General features: G+C 34.2%; 17 protein-coding genes, 1 pseudogene and 2 other annotated features. Of the genes and pseudogenes, 16 read left to right on the forward strand and 2 right to left on the reverse strand.

What is annotated here, in order from left to right; all coding sequences use genetic code 11:
- Positions 1-11: 11 nt before the first annotated feature.
- Entirely contained in the window at positions 12-599 is a 588-nt protein-coding gene (locus tag GFJ36_RS08985) for a DUF3139 domain-containing protein (RefSeq protein WP_137035593.1), read from the reverse strand.
- A gap of 196 nt (positions 600-795) precedes the next feature.
- Here GFJ36_RS08985 and GFJ36_RS08990 point away from each other — a divergent pair, with 196 nt between their 5' ends.
- The 5 genes from GFJ36_RS08990 to GFJ36_RS09010 all read left to right on the forward strand — a co-directional run bounded on the left by GFJ36_RS08990 (position 796) and on the right by GFJ36_RS09010 (position 4,761).
- On the forward strand, positions 796-1,515 hold the full coding sequence (locus tag GFJ36_RS08990) for a 3-ketoacyl-ACP reductase (protein WP_000818985.1): 720 nt from the start codon (positions 796-798) through the stop codon (positions 1,513-1,515).
- Between the two features lie 137 nt (positions 1,516-1,652).
- Positions 1,653-2,324 (forward strand): O-methyltransferase, encoded by a 672-nt coding sequence (locus GFJ36_RS08995; protein WP_087982894.1) that lies wholly within the window; start codon positions 1,653-1,655, stop codon positions 2,322-2,324.
- A gap of 53 nt (positions 2,325-2,377) precedes the next feature.
- The gene (locus tag GFJ36_RS09000; RefSeq protein WP_087982892.1) at positions 2,378-2,818 is read left to right on the forward strand and encodes an ASCH domain-containing protein; all 441 of its coding nucleotides are present in this window, start codon (positions 2,378-2,380) and stop codon (positions 2,816-2,818) included.
- 125 nt (positions 2,819-2,943) lie between these two features.
- Complete coding sequence (locus GFJ36_RS09005; protein WP_097889403.1) at positions 2,944-3,816, forward strand: aminoglycoside 6-adenylyltransferase; 873 nt, start codon at positions 2,944-2,946, stop codon at positions 3,814-3,816.
- A 117-nt stretch (positions 3,817-3,933) separates the two neighbouring features.
- The gene (locus tag GFJ36_RS09010) at positions 3,934-4,761 is read left to right on the forward strand and encodes a peptidoglycan-N-acetylglucosamine deacetylase (protein ID WP_088063072.1); all 828 of its coding nucleotides are present in this window, start codon (positions 3,934-3,936) and stop codon (positions 4,759-4,761) included.
- A gap of 88 nt (positions 4,762-4,849) precedes the next feature.
- On the opposite strand, the gene GFJ36_RS09015 is transcribed toward GFJ36_RS09010, so the two are convergent.
- A complete protein-coding gene (locus tag GFJ36_RS09015) occupies positions 4,850-5,458 on the reverse strand; it encodes an NUDIX hydrolase (RefSeq protein ID WP_097889404.1) in 609 nt (202 codons plus the stop codon).
- A gap of 81 nt (positions 5,459-5,539) precedes the next feature.
- On the opposite strand from GFJ36_RS09015, the gene GFJ36_RS09020 reads away from it, so the two are divergent.
- From GFJ36_RS09020 to GFJ36_RS09070, 11 genes and pseudogenes are all read left to right on the forward strand, one after another.
- Positions 5,540-6,178: a pyridoxamine 5'-phosphate oxidase family protein gene (locus tag GFJ36_RS09020; RefSeq protein ID WP_088608616.1), complete on the forward strand. Its 639-nt coding sequence runs from the start codon at positions 5,540-5,542 to the stop codon at positions 6,176-6,178.
- Positions 6,179-6,411: 233 nt separating this feature from the next.
- Positions 6,412-6,643 (forward strand) — a binding site (T-box leader).
- 115 nt (positions 6,644-6,758) lie between these two features.
- Positions 6,759-6,990, forward strand: a binding site (T-box leader).
- Between the two features lie 151 nt (positions 6,991-7,141).
- On the forward strand, positions 7,142-8,437 hold the full coding sequence (locus GFJ36_RS09025; RefSeq protein WP_087982880.1) for a homoserine dehydrogenase: 1,296 nt from the start codon (positions 7,142-7,144) through the stop codon (positions 8,435-8,437).
- Entirely contained in the window at positions 8,430-9,488 is a 1,059-nt protein-coding gene (gene thrC / locus GFJ36_RS09030; RefSeq protein ID WP_000276442.1) for a threonine synthase, read from the forward strand. The genes GFJ36_RS09025 and thrC overlap by 8 nt, the downstream gene beginning before the upstream one ends.
- Positions 9,485-10,378, forward strand: coding sequence for a homoserine kinase (gene thrB / locus GFJ36_RS09035; RefSeq protein WP_087982875.1), 894 nt, complete (start codon positions 9,485-9,487; stop codon positions 10,376-10,378). Before thrC ends, thrB begins: the two co-directional genes overlap by 4 nt.
- Before the next feature lie 112 nt (positions 10,379-10,490).
- The gene (locus GFJ36_RS09040; protein ID WP_087982873.1) at positions 10,491-10,700 is read left to right on the forward strand and encodes a DUF6366 family protein; all 210 of its coding nucleotides are present in this window, start codon (positions 10,491-10,493) and stop codon (positions 10,698-10,700) included.
- A gap of 213 nt (positions 10,701-10,913) precedes the next feature.
- Positions 10,914-13,217, forward strand: a complete 2,304-nt coding sequence (locus tag GFJ36_RS09045; protein ID WP_087982871.1) for a glycoside hydrolase — start codon at positions 10,914-10,916, stop codon at positions 13,215-13,217.
- Positions 13,218-13,500: 283 nt separating this feature from the next.
- A complete protein-coding gene (locus tag GFJ36_RS09050; protein WP_000093639.1) occupies positions 13,501-14,502 on the forward strand; it encodes an LCP family protein in 1,002 nt (333 codons plus the stop codon).
- 83 nt (positions 14,503-14,585) lie between these two features.
- Positions 14,586-15,041 (forward strand): annotated as a pseudogene (locus GFJ36_RS09055) (sensor histidine kinase); the annotation flags it as partial.
- Positions 15,042-15,141: 100 nt separating this feature from the next.
- A complete protein-coding gene (locus tag GFJ36_RS09060) occupies positions 15,142-15,963 on the forward strand; it encodes a peptidoglycan-N-acetylglucosamine deacetylase (RefSeq protein WP_097889405.1) in 822 nt (273 codons plus the stop codon).
- A 14-nt stretch (positions 15,964-15,977) separates the two neighbouring features.
- Positions 15,978-16,634 carry a YkyA family protein gene (locus tag GFJ36_RS09065; RefSeq protein ID WP_097889406.1) on the forward strand — a complete coding sequence of 219 codons (657 nt, stop codon included), beginning with the start codon at positions 15,978-15,980 and terminating at the stop codon, positions 16,632-16,634.
- A 158-nt stretch (positions 16,635-16,792) separates the two neighbouring features.
- A complete protein-coding gene (locus tag GFJ36_RS09070; RefSeq protein WP_097889407.1) occupies positions 16,793-17,473 on the forward strand; it encodes an MgtC/SapB family protein in 681 nt (226 codons plus the stop codon).
- Positions 17,474-17,537 lie beyond the last annotated feature (64 nt).

The raw sequence follows: 17,537 nt of genomic DNA on the forward strand, positions 1-17,537 counted from the left end.
ATCTTCTAACACTATTTTTCTTTAAAAATACATTCCCCGTTACTGCAACTATATTGATAAGCTGTTCCTTGGCCATTCATACGGTATGAATAATCTGATTCTTTATCTTTCTTAAAGTCAACATATGCTTCTGCACCGTTTGTATCATCATCGATATCAATGAATTGAACATAGCGTATAGAATAATCTTTCTTTTCGCTTAAACCTCTTTCTTGCAAGTTAGTATGGATACCGTCTACTAACTCGTCAAACAATGACCAGTTTAAATTAAGATTTTTAAATGACTCAGTATGTCTTTCTAAAATGCCGTTGTCTTGTATTATTTTCTTATTATTATCGTATGTATAAGAGTATGTAAAATAAGGTTCGTCTTTATATACTACCTCTGCATAATAGCCGATATTATAAATGGGAGTATATTTTCCGGTTATGCTTTGTATTTCTTTTTGCTTATAGCCTTGTATAGTATAGAGATAGTCGCTAGTATCTTTTTCTATTACTTTATAATGTAGTGGATTACCAAATATAAAGTACATAGCCAAAAATATGATACATAGTCCGACTGCAGTTAGTGACAAGAACCATTTTTTTCTTTTCATACACATACACTCTCCTATGCTGGATTTATTTTTATTTTACATGAATTATGGCAAAAACATGAGACTTATCAATAAAAATTTTCCATAGTTACCTATAAGTAACCTACGCACATGAAAGTGCATCATTGCCTTTTTACATAAACACAGATACAATTTTAATATAATACATAACTGAGATGATTAAGGAGTGTTATACTTGGCAGAATTATTACAAGGTAAAAATGCTTTAATTACAGGAGCAGGTAGAGGAATTGGTCGCGCTGTAGCAATCGCATTAGCGAAAGAGGGCGTAAATGTAGGTCTTTTAGCTCGTTCAGAAGAAAACTTGAAAGCTGTAGCGAAAGAAGTAGAAGCAGAAGGCGTAAAAGCTGTTATTGCGACTGCTGATGTATCTTCATATGAAGAGGTAACGACTGCAATTGAAACGTTAAAAAATGGTTTAGGGTCTATCGATATTTTAATTAATAACGCTGGTATTTCTAAGTTCGGTAAGTTTTTAGAATTAGACGTTGCTGATTGGGAAAAAATCATTCAAGTAAACTTAATGGGTGTATACTATGCAACTCGTGCAGCTTTACCAAGTATGATTGAACAACAATCTGGTGATATTATTAACATTTCATCTACAGCAGGACAAAAAGGTGCACCTGTAACAAGTGCATACAGTGCTTCTAAATTTGGTGTTCTTGGCTTAACAGAATCGTTAGCGATGGAAGTTCGCAAACATAATATTCGTGTAACAGCTTTAACTCCAAGTACAGTAGCAACTGATATGGCTGTAGATTTAGGGTTAACTGATGGAAACCCAGATAAAGTAATGCAAGCAGAAGATATTGCAGAGTTTATCGTAGCGCAGCTGAAATTAAATAAACGTACATTTATTAAATCAGCAGGACTTTGGTCTACTAATCCGTAAGGGATAATTTCATAAACAAAAGAAGGGATATTTATTCTGTAATGGAGTAGATGTCCCTTCTTTATTTTTGTTTACGAGACAGAATTTTCTGTATAATATGTGAATAGTAGAAAAATATTGAAAGGGATGGTATTTACATGAGTACGATTGAGAAATGGACGGCTGTTGATCAATATGTGAGTGATGTATTAATACCGAAAGATTCTACATTAGAAGAAGTACTTCAAGCAAACGCTGCAGCTAATTTACCAGCACATGATGTATCGCCAACGCAAGGGAAGTTTTTGCAACTATTAGTACAAATTCAAGGAGCTCGAAACATTTTGGAAATTGGTACTCTAGGCGGATATAGCACGGTATGGCTTGCAAGGGGATTGCCATCAGGAGGCAGAGTTGTTACATTGGAGGCAAGTGAAAAGCATGCTGAAATTGCACGTAGCAATATTGAGCGTGCCAATTTGAATGATAGAATTGAAGTGCGAACAGGATTAGCTTTAGATTCTTTACAGCAAATCGAAAATGAGAATTATGAACCATTTGATTTTATTTTTATAGACGCCGATAAACAAAATAATCCTACTTATTTTGAATGGGCACTGAAACTATCACGCCCTGGTACTATAATTATTGGTGATAACGTAGTACGTGAAGGAGAAGTTATTGACAATACGAGTAACGATCCTCGCGTACAAGGGATACGTCGCTTCTATGAATTAATAGCTGCAGAGCCACGTGTAAGTGCTACTGCGCTTCAAACTGTCGGAAGTAAAGGATACGATGGGTTTGTAATGGCAGTTGTAAAAGAGTGATACGGTTCGAAAGTCTATTACACTTATAGTAGAGTTTAGGGGAGTGAGAGATAATGAATGAAGCAGCACAACAATACTGGACGGAGTATTGGAAAAATGCTGAGATACCAAAATCGGTGAGTGCATGGAAATTTGGTGATACCCCAAATCGTCTTGCTAAGCAAGTAGTTGACGGAACGAAAACGGCAACTTGTTCTGCATATCTCTTCTATGAATTAAAGAATATACCGTTACCAACTACAGAGGACTACACTGTTATTTTGGATCACGATGAAAATCCGATAGCAATTGTAAAGACGATTGAAGTAACAATAGTACCTATGAATGAAATTACAGAAGAATTTGCAATTGCTGAAGGGGATGAAAGCTATAAAAATTGGAAGGAGATTCATGAAAGATATTTCAGAAGTAAATTGAATGAAGTGGGTCATGATTTTTCTGATGATATATTGCTTGTATGTGAACGATTTAGAAGAATAGATATAAAAAAATAGGAGGAGAGAAAATGAAAAAGATGTTTCAAAAATTATAACATGTATCGTGTACAACACAGCTACCTCGTGGACCTCCAACATACTTGGAAATATAAGTTTATATAAAAATTGGAGGTTAGGAATAGATGAGAACTGAAAAAGAAATGTTAGACTTAATTATTAGTACAGCAAAAGAGGATGGAAGAATTCGAGCTGTCATCATGAATGGGTCACGTGTAAATCAACATGTGAAAAAAGATTGTTTTCAAGACTATGATATTATGTATGTTGTAAATGATATACAATCTTTTACGTCTAATCATAATTGGATTCATAGATTTGGCGAAATAATGATTGTACAAATGCCGGAAGAAATGTCATTAGTTCCACCAGATGAAGACGGGAAATTTCCGTATTTAATGCAGTTTATGGATGGAAACCGAATTGATTTAACGCTCGTTCCCTTTGAATTGATAAATAAGTTCATTGGACAAGATAGTTTAAGTGAACTGCTTCTGGATAAAGATAATTGTATTGACGAATTTCCACCAGCAAGCGATAGGGATTACTTAATAAAAAAGCCTACAGAAAAAGAGTTTTTAGATTGCTGTAATGAATTTTGGTGGTGTAGTACGAATGTGGCAAAAGGACTATGGAGGGAAGAACTTTCTTATGCGAAAGGAATGCTTGATGGTCCAGTACGAGATATGTTCATCGTAATGTTAGAATGGCATATTGGTATGAAAACAGACTTTACAGTTAATGCAGGAAAGTTTGGAAAGCTTTTCGAGCAATACATTGAAAAAGATATGTGGGAGCAATTTAAAAGGACCTATTCGAATGCTGAATATGAAGACATTTGGGAGTCGTTTTTTGTAATGGGCGATTTATTTAGAAAAGTTGCGAACGAAATTGGTAACACATATGGGTATCAATACCCGCAAGGTGATGATGACAGAGTGACAAGCTATTTAAAACATGTAAAAGCTTTGCCGAAAGATAGTGCATCGATTTATTAATTGTATATAGCAGTAAGACTGTCCTAATTATGGACAGTCTTATTTTTGTTCATGAATAATAATTTCTCTAACAAAGTGCAGATGAATCACATATGAAATTTTAGGGAGGTTTTTATCATGTATTATTTTTATTCGTCAGAAATGTTTGCCCCATATGAATGGGGACTAGAACGAGATGTTTCGTACGCCTATATGCCATATCACTCATTTTATTATGGAGACTATATGAGTTCATTGCCATACACATATATCCCTCAAAAATATACAGTACAAATGAAAGCATATGAGCGTGGATCGTGGACGCCATTTTCGTGGGTCGAAAAATATGCGTACGCATTTTCAGGGCCGTACAATAAAGCGGAAGTCGCTCTTACATTTGATGATGGACCAGATTTAGAATTTACGCCGAAAATTTTAGATAAGTTAAAACAACATAATGTGAAGGCGACTTTCTTCTTGCTTGGTGAAAATGCAGAAAAGTTTCCGAATGTAGTAAAACGTATTGCGAATGAAGGGCATGTAATTGGCAATCATACGTATAGCCATCCAAATTTAGCGAAAGTAAATGATGCTGAGTACCGTAATCAAATTATGAAAACCGAAGAGATATTAAATCGTTTAGCTGGTTATGCACCGAAATTTATTCGTCCGCCATACGGTGAAATACTTGAAAATCAATTGAAGTGGGCAACAGAGCAAAATTTTATGATTGTACAATGGAGTGTTGATACGGTTGATTGGAAAGGAGTAAGCGCTGATACGATTACAAATAATGTGTTAGGGAATTCATTTCCTGGCAGTGTTATACTTCAGCATTCAACACCAGGTGGGCATTTGCAAGGATCTGTAGAGGCACTAGACAAAATTATTCCGCAGTTAAAAACGAAAGGGGCACGCTTTGTAACGCTGCCAAGTATGTTCCAAACATCGAAAGAGAGAAAATAAACTGGAATTTAAATCAGTCGGGTATTGTCAATCATCCACTATAAAGAATAGGACTCCCAAGTACTTTAAAATGGAAGTCCTATTTTATTTATAAACTATTATTTTCTAGTAAGTTTTTTCCTTTTTCTATAACAAATCCATAGTATGCAAGATCATATGGATAAATATCTTCAAATGTTATTGTTATCGGTGTATTGCTTAAAACAGAAATAGCCGTAAAAGATGAAATCTCTCTTTTTAATAGTTGTAGAAAAGAAGTTGCATGTATTTTCATCACATCGTCTACTTCTTCACCTGGTGCAAATGAAAGTGTATTGATGACATTGTGAAAATAAATATGACAAAATTCACGATCAGTAAGATTTGAAATTTCATAATCTATTTTAAAGATACCTTTGTATGCTAAATCAGTAGTTTGAAAGGAAAGTCCTAGTTCTTCTTCAATTTCACGAAGACCGCCAATTTGTACATCTTCATCATGCATAATATGTCCAGCTGAAGTAATATCCCATATACTCGGCGCTTCTTTTTTATTTTTAGAGCGTAATTGAAAATATAAAAACATATCTTCAGCATCTTTTTCTACAAACCAACAATGAAATGTTTCATGCCAATCACCGTCACGATGCACTTCATCACGTAATTTCTTCCCAAGTATATTTCTTTCAGTATCAAATATTGTTAACCACTCTGTCATTTAAATTCCCCTTTCTGCAAATTTTATTATACAATATTTGTATTGAATCTTGGGAAAATAAAGAAAAAGGGTTGAGTATAAGTGGGGATAGAGAATAAGGAAATAAAATCGATTATTTCAACAGAGGAAGAGTTACGAAAAATATTGGGGCGACCAAGTGAGCGAGCTTTGAAAAAAGTTATTTCATCATTAGACCATCATTGCATAGATTTTCTGTCTAAATCTCCTTTTCTAGTATTATCTACTGCAAATAAATTAGGAGAGTGTGATGCTTCGCCGAGAGGAGACGCACCTGGATTTGTATACGTATTAAATAATAATAAAATTATTATTCCAGAAAGACCAGGCAACCGTCGTATAGACTCCATTTTGAATATTATTTCAAATCCGCACGTAGGGTTACTCTTTTTGATCCCTGGTCTTGGGGAGACACTCCGAATAAACGGCCGAGCATTCATTACAAACGATGAAGAAATTTTGCAAGAAATGCAGGCAAATGGACGCAATCCGTTACTTGGAATTGTTGTTGAAATAGAGGAATGCTATATTCATTGCGCAAAAGCTTTTATTCGTTCTAAGATGTGGGATTCAGAATTTTGGTTAAATAAAAAAGAATTACCTTCAGCAGCAAAAATGTTGCTGGAGCATGCGAAAGTGAATGCTTCAGAAGAAGATGTTGCACGTTCTTTAGAAGAAAGTTATACGAAAAGATTGTATTAAAAAACTTTATTAATATATCTTTGTAAGGTGAATATGTACACATTTTAGAATGGGATATTTATATATGAACTGTTGATTTACAAAATGGAGAAATAGCAAAATAGGTAAATCGAGCGGCAATTGTAAAATGTTATTGTGAAATATAATAAAAAAAGATTTTGAAAATAGTTAGTAAAAATAGGCTTGCTTTTTAAAAAGTTGATAACTATAATAAGTTAACAAATAGACATGAACGAAAAGTAATGATAAGGACATGAAATCATTTTTACGGTTTACAGAGAGGGAAGCCAAGGGTGTGAGCTTCCTAACACGAGAAATGATTTTACCACCTTTGAACTTCAATAGTGAACGAGTAATCTAGTAATTATTGACGGAATCAGCCGTTATCTGAACTTGAGCAATCTAGAAGGAGTTAAGTCTGGATTGGAACAAGGGTGGAACCACGAAAACACATTCGTCCCTTTCCTAGGGATGAGTGTGTTTTTTTATTGAATTAGGGATTGAAAATTAAAAATAATTAAAAAATAGTATTGATTTTGTTGTTTATACGAGTATAATGAGTTAACAAATAAACATGAACGAAAAAGTAACGATAAGGACACGGAATCATTTTTACGGTTTACAGAGAGGGAAGCCAAGGGTGTGAGCTTCCTAACACGAGAAATGATTTTACCACCTTTGAACTTCAATAGTGAACGAGTAATCTAGTAATTATTGACGGAATCAGCCGTTATCTGAACTTGAGCAATCTAGAAGGAGTTAAGTCTGGATTGGAACAAGGGTGGAACCACGAAAACACATTCGTCCCTTTCCTAGGGATGAGTGTGTTTTTTTACTTTGAAAGGAGGTGCAGTAAAATGAAACGATTTGTACGTACGAAAATAACCACCACCTGCATGATTAAAAAGCAGAGCAAGGTGATTGATAGAGATAAAAAATAAAATTGTAGGAGGAGATTAGAAAATGAATAACGTTATTAATGTTGGGGTGTTAGGCTTAGGTACGGTCGGAAGTGGTGTTGTCCATATTTTGAAAGAACATTATAAAAAAATTACACTTGATACAGGGTATGAAGTGAAAGTAAAGACAGTCGTTGTACGTGACTTAGAAAAAGAACGTGATGTTTGCATTGATGGAATCGTAGTAACAAGTCATGTCGATGAAGTTCTAAATGATCCAAATATTGATATTGTAGTAGAGGTAATGGGCGGAATTGAAGAAGCAAAGCAACATATTGTTAAGGCTTTACGAAATAAAAAACATGTCGTAACAGCAAATAAAGATTTAATGGCTGTATACGGTGCAGAGCTTCTCCAAGTGGCGAACGATAATGATTGTGATTTATGTTATGAAGCAAGTGTAGCGGGCGGTATTCCGGTGTTAAGAGGATTAACAGACGGATTAGCTTCAGATCAAATTGAAAAAATAATGGGAATTGTAAATGGAACAACAAATTACATGTTAACAAAGATGAGTCAAAATGGATGGTCGTATGAAGAGGCTTTACAGGAAGCACAAAAATTAGGTTTCGCAGAATCGGATCCAACAGCGGATGTAGATGGGTTAGATGCGGCGAGAAAGGTAGCCATTCTTGCAAACTTAGGTTTTTCGATGAATGTTTCTTTAGATGATGTGCAAGTAAGAGGGATTCGAAAGGTCGAAAAAGAAGATTTACAAATGGCTGAAAAGTTAGGATTTACTATGAAATTAATTGGTAAAGCAGAGAAACAAGGGTCAGCCATTCATTTAAGTGTAGAACCGACTCTTTTACCAAGTCATCATCCATTATCGAATGTAAATAATGAATTTAATGCAGTATATGTTCATGGTCAAGCAGTAGGAGAAGTAATGTTTTACGGACCTGGAGCTGGGAAGTTACCAACTGGTTCTGCTGTAGTAAGTGATATTATTTCAATCGTTAAAAATATGAATCAAGTTCAGAAAAATAAAAGCGCATTAAAAGAACCAGAACCGTATGAATTACAGGGGGATGAAGAAGTCGTTTCGAAATATTTCTTACGTATTTCATTACGAGATGAACCTGGGATGTTGCAAAAAATAACAGAATGTTTCGTTAATTATTCTGTAAGTTTAAAAGAAGTTATTCAATTACCTTTAAATCGTGAACTTGCAGAAGTCGTTGTTGTGACACATCAAACTTCAAAGTATCAATTTGAACGAGTTCTAGGAGCGATAGAAAGTGTCGCAAGTGAAATAAACAGTTATTACATTATTGAGGAGGAAAAACAATATGTATAAAGGATTATTAAAACAGTATGCTTCTTATTTACCGGTGAATGAAAATACACCTGATGTTAGCTTAATGGAAGGAAATACACCTCTTATTCCGCTATTAAATATATCAAAACAATTAGGGATTCAGTTATACGGTAAGTACGAAGGTGCGAATCCGACAGGTTCTTTTAAAGATCGTGGTATGGTAATGGCTGTTGCGAAGGCGAAAGAAGAAGGTTCGGAGGCAATTATTTGTGCATCAACAGGTAATACTTCGGCATCGGCCGCAGCATACGCGGCACGCCTTGGAATGAAATGTATAATCGTAATCCCGGAAGGAAAGATTGCACATGGAAAATTAGCGCAAGCAGTCGCTTACGGAGCTGAAATCATTTCAATAGAAGGAAATTTTGATGATGCACTTAAGGCTGTAAGAAATATTGCTGCGGAAGAGCCGATTACATTAGTAAACTCAGTGAATCCTTATCGAATTGAAGGGCAAAAGACAGCAGCATTTGAAATTTGTGACCAGTTGCAAAGTGCACCAGATGTTTTAGCGATTCCTGTTGGGAATGCCGGAAATATTACAGCATACTGGAAAGGTTTCTGTGAATATGAGAAAGAAAAAGGCTATAAGAAGCCAAGAATTCACGGATTTGAAGCGGAAGGAGCAGCTGCTATTGTAAAAGGACATGTCATTGAAGAACCTGAAACAATTGCAACAGCGATTCGTATCGGTAACCCCGCAAGTTGGTCATATGCAGTAGAGGCTGCTGAACAGTCTCACGGTGAAATAGATATGGTATCAGATGAAGAAATTTTACATGCGTATAGATTATTAGCAAAAACGGAAGGGGTTTTCGCTGAGCCAGGATCAAATGCTTCATTAGCAGGTGTAATTAAACATGTTCAATCTGGAAAAATCAAAAAAGGAGAGACAGTTGTTGCAGTTTTAACTGGAAACGGTTTGAAAGATCCTGATATCGCAATTTCTTCTAATACATTAGATATTGCAAGTGTTTCAAATAATATAGAACAAATTAAAGAACATATTAAAGGGGTGATTATGTCGTGATACCATTAAGTATTCGTGTTCCTGCTAGTACAGCGAATGTTGGACCTGGATTTGATTCAGTAGGCATAGCTTTGTCATTATATTTAGATGTGGTGGTAAAAGAAAAAGCTGATAGATGGCAAGTAATCCATTCCTTTGAAGAATTAATTCCGACAGATGATAAAAATTTAATCGTTAGCACGGCATGTAAAGTATGTCCTTCTTTATCACCTCACAGAATAGAAGTTACTAGTAATATCCCGCTTACAAGAGGACTAGGAAGTAGTGCATCAGCAATTGTAGCAGGGATAGAGCTTGCGAATCAACTTGGCAATTTAAACTTAACGACTGATCAAAAAGTTCAAATTGCAACAAATTTTGAAGGGCATCCAGATAATGTTGCGGCTTCTATATTAGGAGGAACTGTAATCGGAGCACTTGATGGAAAGAATGTTTCGGTTGTAAGAATTGAAAGTAAGGAATTAGGTGTAATTTCTCTTATTCCAAATGAAGAGTTAAATACAGAGGAAAGCCGATCTGTATTACCAGATGTGTTTCCGTTTCATGAAGCAGTTAAGGCTAGTGCAATCAGCAACGTATTAGTAGCTGCGTTTTGTCAAAAGAAGTGGGAAGTTGTAGGTGAAATGATGGAAAGAGATCATTTTCACGAGCCGTATCGTTTAGAACTCGTACCGTTATTACCCTCAATTCGTAAATGTGCAAAAGAGTTTGGAGCATACGGCACAGCGCTTAGTGGTGCAGGTCCATCCATTTTTATATTAACGCCATATGATAAGCGTCAAGAAATTGCTGAGCAATTAGCGAGAGTATTTACGTCTATGAAAGTGTGTGTGCTAGAAATCGATCATAGAGGAATTACTGTAAATAAAGAAGAACATATAGAACTATAAAAAAGCTAGCATTGCTAGCTTTTTTTGTTGTAAATATCTTTTCAGTTGGCATATAAAAGAAAAGTAATAATGTATAATTTGGTAAAGCATGTATTAATTTGGAGGTGATCGTATGAAAAAAGAGTCACCAGAAGAACACAGAGAACGTATAAGGCAAAGTGAATTGAAAAATAATCCTACCGGTTCTTTAAATGATGGATTTAACAGAGCTGAATCAGGTAGTCCAGTTGATATGACGGGTGGTATGAATTGGAAAGGTACAGCGCTAGTAATTTTAGTGCTAGTTTTAGGGTATATTATATACACTTATTTTTTTAGTTGAAAAATAAGTGTTAAGGCTTCGAATTATTTGCTTTTATATTTAGTGGGGATGAAAAAACACGGTTATTGTACTACATATACTTTAAGCAGATTATAGTTGTTCATACAAACTTATTTATAATACTCAAAATAGAGCTAGCGTTATGCTAGTTCTATTTTTTTGCCACATTCCTGTAACAAAGCCCCTGTATATTCAGTGGTGGAGGTGCAGAAGATGAAAAAAATGATAGCAATATGTCTTCTTACAACGATGTCATTTTCGACTTTAGTCGGGTGTGATGTAAAAGGTAACAAGGCTGTACAAGATTCTAAAGTAAAGAAAGCGACGTATAAAGAGTTTACTTACGATGTAAATCCAGAGACTTTCATGTTAACTGTAGAACATGATGGTGTAAAGGAACAGGCGTCACAGCCGTTACCGAAAATGAAGGTGTCGAATGTAAAAAAAGACAAGGATCGAACATCTTGGGAATATCCAGATCAAAAAGTAAAAGTGAATCTAGAAAAGAAAAAAGATCACTTAAATATTGAAGTGGAATCGACTGGTGCAGAAAGCTTTACGTGGCCGAAAGTACAAGCTGAAAATTATACACTTCCGTTATGGGAAGGTAAGCAAATTCCGAGTAATGATGAAAATTGGAAGAAGTTTTTAAAGGATGATGCATATTCATTTGCTGAATCATTTTCTATGAAGTTTTTTGCGTTAAATGGTTCGAAATATTCAATTGTATTTATTGCGAACAATATGTTTAATAATGAATTGAAATTTCATTCGGATCCGAAAATAGGATTTGATTTTATACATGAATTCCCGAGTATAAATAAAAATAAAGCATATGGATTTCAATTATATGTGACAAATAATGATGCAGTCAGTATTGCTAAACTGTATAAGGATAATATTGCTCAAAAAGGTGAATTTAAAACATTACAAGAAAAGGCTAGAAAAAATAAAGAGATTGAAAAACTTTATGGTGCTGCTCATTTTTATTTTTGGAATCAAAATGGTTTGTCTAACAGTAACGTAAATTGGCCTAAAATAAGAGAGCAAATAAATAGTCCTGTATTTAGTCATATAAAAGGGCTTATTCAAAAGAATAGTTCGGAGCCTGGAGAACTGAGTGTGTTTGAGCAAGTAAGTAAACAAGATTTCATTGATAAGTACCAAAAAAATGTTATTTTGCGTTATGTAAATGAAGTATTATCAATGAAGGAATTGTATAAAGATGATATTTTTCAAAAGGTTGATCAGAACGCTAGTGAGTTATTAAACAAAGGGATAGACCATTTATCGAAGATGGAGTTATATAACTTAAATAAGCATGTATTAAAGTCAGCGCTCGGTGATGCGGTTGAAGAAGTAAGTAAATGGGGTAAGGCAGATGGAACGGATATTATAAAGGAAATGAAAGAATCAGGAATAGACAATGCATGGATTGGGCTACCGAACTGGGAACAAGGGTATATGCAGCCTGATTTCGTGACAGAAGCTAAGAAAATGGGATATTTAGTTGGTCCGTATGATTCTTATCATTCTATTCACGAAAAAGCTGATAAAAATTGGAATACAGCTTCTTTTCAGGATCCATCGTTATATGAAGAGGGAACTGTGACGAAGAAAAATGGAGAAAAAGTGCAAGGGTTTTTAGGTAGAGGGCGAAAGTTAAATCCAACTTTATCTCTTCCTAGTGTAAAAGAGCGAATGAACGATATTTTACAAAATGGACCTAAATATAATTCATGGTTTATTGATTGTGATGCAACAGGTGAAATTTATGATGACTATTCAGCCAAACATATAACGACACAAGAACAAGATTTAAAAGCAAGATTGCAACGAATGGATTATATTGCGCAAGAAAAAGGTATGGTAGTTGGCTCAGAAGGCGGAAATGACTTTGCAAGTAGCACGATTGCATTTGCTCACGGTATTGAAACACCGGTTATTAAATGGGACGATGAAGATATGAGGAAAAATAAAACAAGTCCGTATTATGTGGGCGGATATTGGTCACCGAATCAAAATGTTCCAGAAAAATATGCAAAACAAGTACCGTTAAAAGAAGAATATAAACAAGTGTATTTAAACCCTGTATATTCAGTACCATTATATAAATTAGTATACAATGATTCTGTAATTACAACGCACCACTGGGAATGGGGAAGTTTGAAAGTAAAAGATGAGGTAGGGAACCGTATGCTATACGAATTATTGTATAATGTTCCTCCGTTGTACCATTTAGATGAAGTAGAGTGGAATAAGCATAAACAAGAAATTACGCAGCACCTGAAAGTTTGGAATGACGTTCATGAAAAGGCAGTAAAAGAAGAAATGACGAACTTTGTATATTTGTCAGAAGATAAATTAGTTCAATCTGCTTCTTATGGAAAAGGTATTAAAATTATTGTGAATTTCTCGAATGAAGATATAGAAATAGAAAAGACGAAACTAAAAGCAAAATCCGCTTTCATTAATAATCATGGGAAGAAAACAATGTATACACCGCTTGAGAGATAATATGAAATGTATTGTTGCATTACTAATTTTTTAGGTGAAAATTGAAGGATTCGAAACGAATAAATTTATAAATCTATAATTTCGAATGTTGCGAAGTGCTAAATATTTGAAGTTGGAAAATAGTGACTTGCCAAAAATAAGCACGAGAGTATAATGTGAAATGGAATACATATTGGATTCATCATGTAACCTTACAAAAATGTAAGGTGTTTGAAAGGAAATTCAATATGAAGAATACTAGACATACATTATACTAGGGAAAGAGAAAGAGAGGCGAATGAAGATGAGCTCTGAATTAGAACAAAATACGAGAAGCAATAAAAAACGTTCTAAAAGAAGGTCAATAAAATGGTTCATTTTAATTCCATTTTTCCTACTTATTTTTGGAGGAGTAGGATATGGATCATTAATATATAATAAAGCAAAAGCTGTTGTAAGTGATGCGTATGCACAAATTGATAAATCATCAAAACGTGATAAAGAAGTTGAGCCTTTAAAGGATAACATCTCTATTTTAATTATGGGTGTAGATGGTAGTGAAATGCGAAAAAGTCAATATGGTGAAGCTGTTCGCACAGATGCACTTTTATTAGCAACAATTAATAAAGATGATAAATCAGTTAAATTAGTAAGTATTCCGCGTGATTCACGTGTATATATTCCATCTAGAAAGAAATTAGATAAAATTACACACGCACACGTATTTGGTGGTGTTGAAAGTACACGAGATACGGTGGAAAGATTTTTAAATGTTCCTGTTGATTATTATGTGAAGTTTAACTTTGAATCATTCGTACAAATTGTCGATTCACTTGGTGGTATTGATATTGATGTACCTGTTACTTTCACAGAGCAAGATAGTAAAGACCAAGCGGGTATGATTCATTTAGAAAAAGGCTTCCAACATTTAAATGGAGAACAAGCACTTGCACTTGCAAGAACGCGTAAAATTGATAGTGACGCAATGCGTGGACAAAGACAACAACTTGTAATAGAAGCAATTGCAAAAAAAGCGATGTCTGTGCAATCAATTAGCAAAATGGGCTCTTTACTTGATGCGGTTGATAAAAATATGAAAACGAACTTAACTTTCGATGATATGCTTGCGATTACAAAAAATATGGCAGGATCTAATTTAGAAATGGAAAAAATGCAAATAGAAGGTACGGATAAACGTATCGGAGGTATTTATTATTACATTCCAAACGAAAAAAATGTAAAAGATATTTCGAAAAAATTAAATGAGCATTTAGGTGTAACACCAAAACCAGTTCGAAATGAATAATAAAAAAAGATTGGCCTTTGCCAATCTTTTTTTATCGAGATAGATTTGTAACTTTTCTGTAACGATTTTTTATTTTAGAAAACTTATACTTAAATCATTTCAATTTATATAAACAAAAGGTGCAATTATACGATATACTAGAGTAGACGATTTGGCAATTAACTCCTAATGCTGAAGAGAAGCAAATGCAATTCATCAAAACTATAGAACGAATTAAATTGATAGGAGATCGAAATAGGCTAAAGTAAGTTTTCTTGAATATTGTTCAAAATGCCATTAAATATTCACATAAAAATGGTAAAGTATATATTGAAGCGACTAAAAAAGAAGGACAAGCAGTGATAAAGGTGAAAGACGAAGGGATTGGAATTGCTACAGAGCATTTACCATATATAGAACAGTCATTTTACTAGATTAATAACCGTGCTACAGGTGTTTTAGCTATCGTTAAAAAATGGTGGAGCTTCATGGAGGTACACTTAGTTATTATAAGTAAAGAAGGAAAAGGAACAACCATTTTGATAAAACTCCCATTATAATACATATAAAGTCTGTTTATATAGTGTAATAAAATAAATAGATGTATAATTATATTGGGTGATTTATATATAAGATTAATAGGGAGAGGAATTCGATAGAATGGAAAAAGCTTTTAAAGTTAAACGAGTAGTAGTCGGCTTAATAGCGATTGCAGCAGTAGCTATTGGGTATTTCATGTTTCAATCCATTACTTCACCAGCAAAGGCTGTTGCAAAACAAGAAAACGTAGTACAGCTTGCAAGTGAACAACCGAAAGTAGAAATGAATAAAACGGCACCAAGTCGTTTTAATGGAAAAGAAAGAAAAGTTGCTTACCTTACATTTGATGATGGCCCAGGGAAATATACGGCTGAATTGTTAAATACGTTAAAACAGCATGATGCGAAGGCGACGTTCTTTTTAATTGGAGCGAATGTAAAAGGATTTCCGGATTTAGTGAAACGTGAAAATGCAGAGGGTCATTATGTAGGTATGCATAGTATGACACATAATTTTGCAAAGTTATATAAAAATGGCGAGTATGTAAATGAAATGAAAGAAGATCAAAGCTTAATCGCAAATATTATTGGAAAATCACCTAAATTAACACGTCCACCATACGGTTCGATGCCTGGATTAAATGAAGGTCTTCGAAATAAAGTAGTAGAGGGCGGTTTTAAAGTATGGGATTGGACAATTGATTCATTAGATTGGAAATATAACAAAATGCAAGTTGATGCAGCGGCAGCACAAATTGCTCAAAATGTAATAACAAATGCAACAAAACCACAGGAAGTTATTTTAATGCATGACATTCACCCACAATCAGTTGCTGCTGTGCCAGCAATTTTAAAAGGGTTAAAAGAAAAGGGTTATGAGTTTGAAGCTTATCATGAAGAGAGTCACTTCCCAGTGAATTTCTGGCATGATAACCGTATGTAATGGAGGAATGAACGTTGAAGTATGGAAAAGTAGCAGTAGTTGGAGCACTATCAGTAGGATTATTGACAGGTTGTTTCGGTGAAAAACCAGAAGAAAACCTTTATACAGCTTTTGAAACAGCGGCAACACAAGAAAAATCATTAGTTGATGAAGCGAAGAAGTTAGAGAAGTTAGAGAAGGAAGGTCAAGAGCTATATTCTCAAATTTTACAAGAAGGTAAAGATCATAATGACGCTGTTATGAAGAAGATAGAGCAAGCTACTGCAAATGTAGATGACCGTGAAAAAGTATTAAAAACTGAGAAAGAGATGCTAGAAAAAGCTCAGAAAGAAACAAAATCTGTTCAAGGAAATATAGAGAAGCTTGAAGATAAGAAGTTACAAAAACAAGCGAAAGCAGTAGAAGAGTCGTATAAAAAACGTTATGATGCATTCCAAAAGATGAATGAAAATTATACGAAGGCGTTAGCGACTGAAAAAGAACTGTATGAAAATTTAAAAGTAAAAGAAACGAAATTAAAAGAGATTGGTGAAAAAGTTAAGGCTGTTAATGAATTAACTGTGGAAGCACAAAAATCAAAAGAGCAATTTAACAATTTTACAAAAGAGTATAATGACAGTAAATTAGCATTCTACAAAGATGCAGAGATTAAGATTAAAGATCAGAAATAAAGAAGAATCTTAAGCATAATAAAAAGCCGGAGAAACATCGTTACAAATGTTTTTTCGGCTTTTTACGTTAAATGAATAGAAAAGACTGGAATTGATATCATAAAAGAGTTATAGTGAATTGTTCCAAGGGAAACATTGTAAAGTAAGGAGAATGAAATATGTCATATGAATTTTTATTCAAATTAGGTTTAGCACTCTTTTTAGGATTATTCATCGGGATAGATAGGCAGCTAAAGAATAAACCGCTTGGTGTGAAAACAAGTATGGTTATTTCTGTAGCAAGTTGTTTAATTACAATGGTTTCAATTGAATCAGTGAATGTTTATTCTGTACCGGGTCATACAAATATGGATCCAATGCGTCTTGCTGCTCAAATTGTGAGTGGGATTGGTTTTCTTGGGGCAGGTGTTATTTTACGAAGAAGTAATGATGTTATTTCTGGATTAACGACAGCTTCTATGGTGTGGGCTGCTTCAGCTTTAGGTATTGCGATTGGAGCAGGATTTTATGTACAAGCGACGGTTGCTATGATTTTAATTATTTTAGCGATTAACGTACTTCCGCAAATTGTGAAAATTGCAGGCCCTTATTCATTAAGACAAAAGGACTTATCTATAAAAATTACTGTAAAAGAGCATCATGAGTTAGATGGTATATTTAAGCAAATTAAAAATTTAGGTATGCATGTGAAACGAGTGAAAATTAAAGATATTGATAATGGAGCATTCCAGCAATTGGAGATGGTTATTTTAGCTCCAGAAGATTTATATACAACTGAGTTATACAGTTCCCTAAAAGAGATTGATCGTGTTGTTTCAGTTGAAGTGGAAAGTAGATAATTGTGATAAAAAGAGTGAAGTGCATTCACTCTTTTTTATTTGGATTTTTAAGGAAATAAATTGA

This window comes from Bacillus sp. EE-W1 (assembly GCF_009760835.1).
Taxonomy (GTDB): domain Bacteria; phylum Bacillota; class Bacilli; order Bacillales; family Bacillaceae_G; genus Bacillus_A; species Bacillus_A wiedmannii.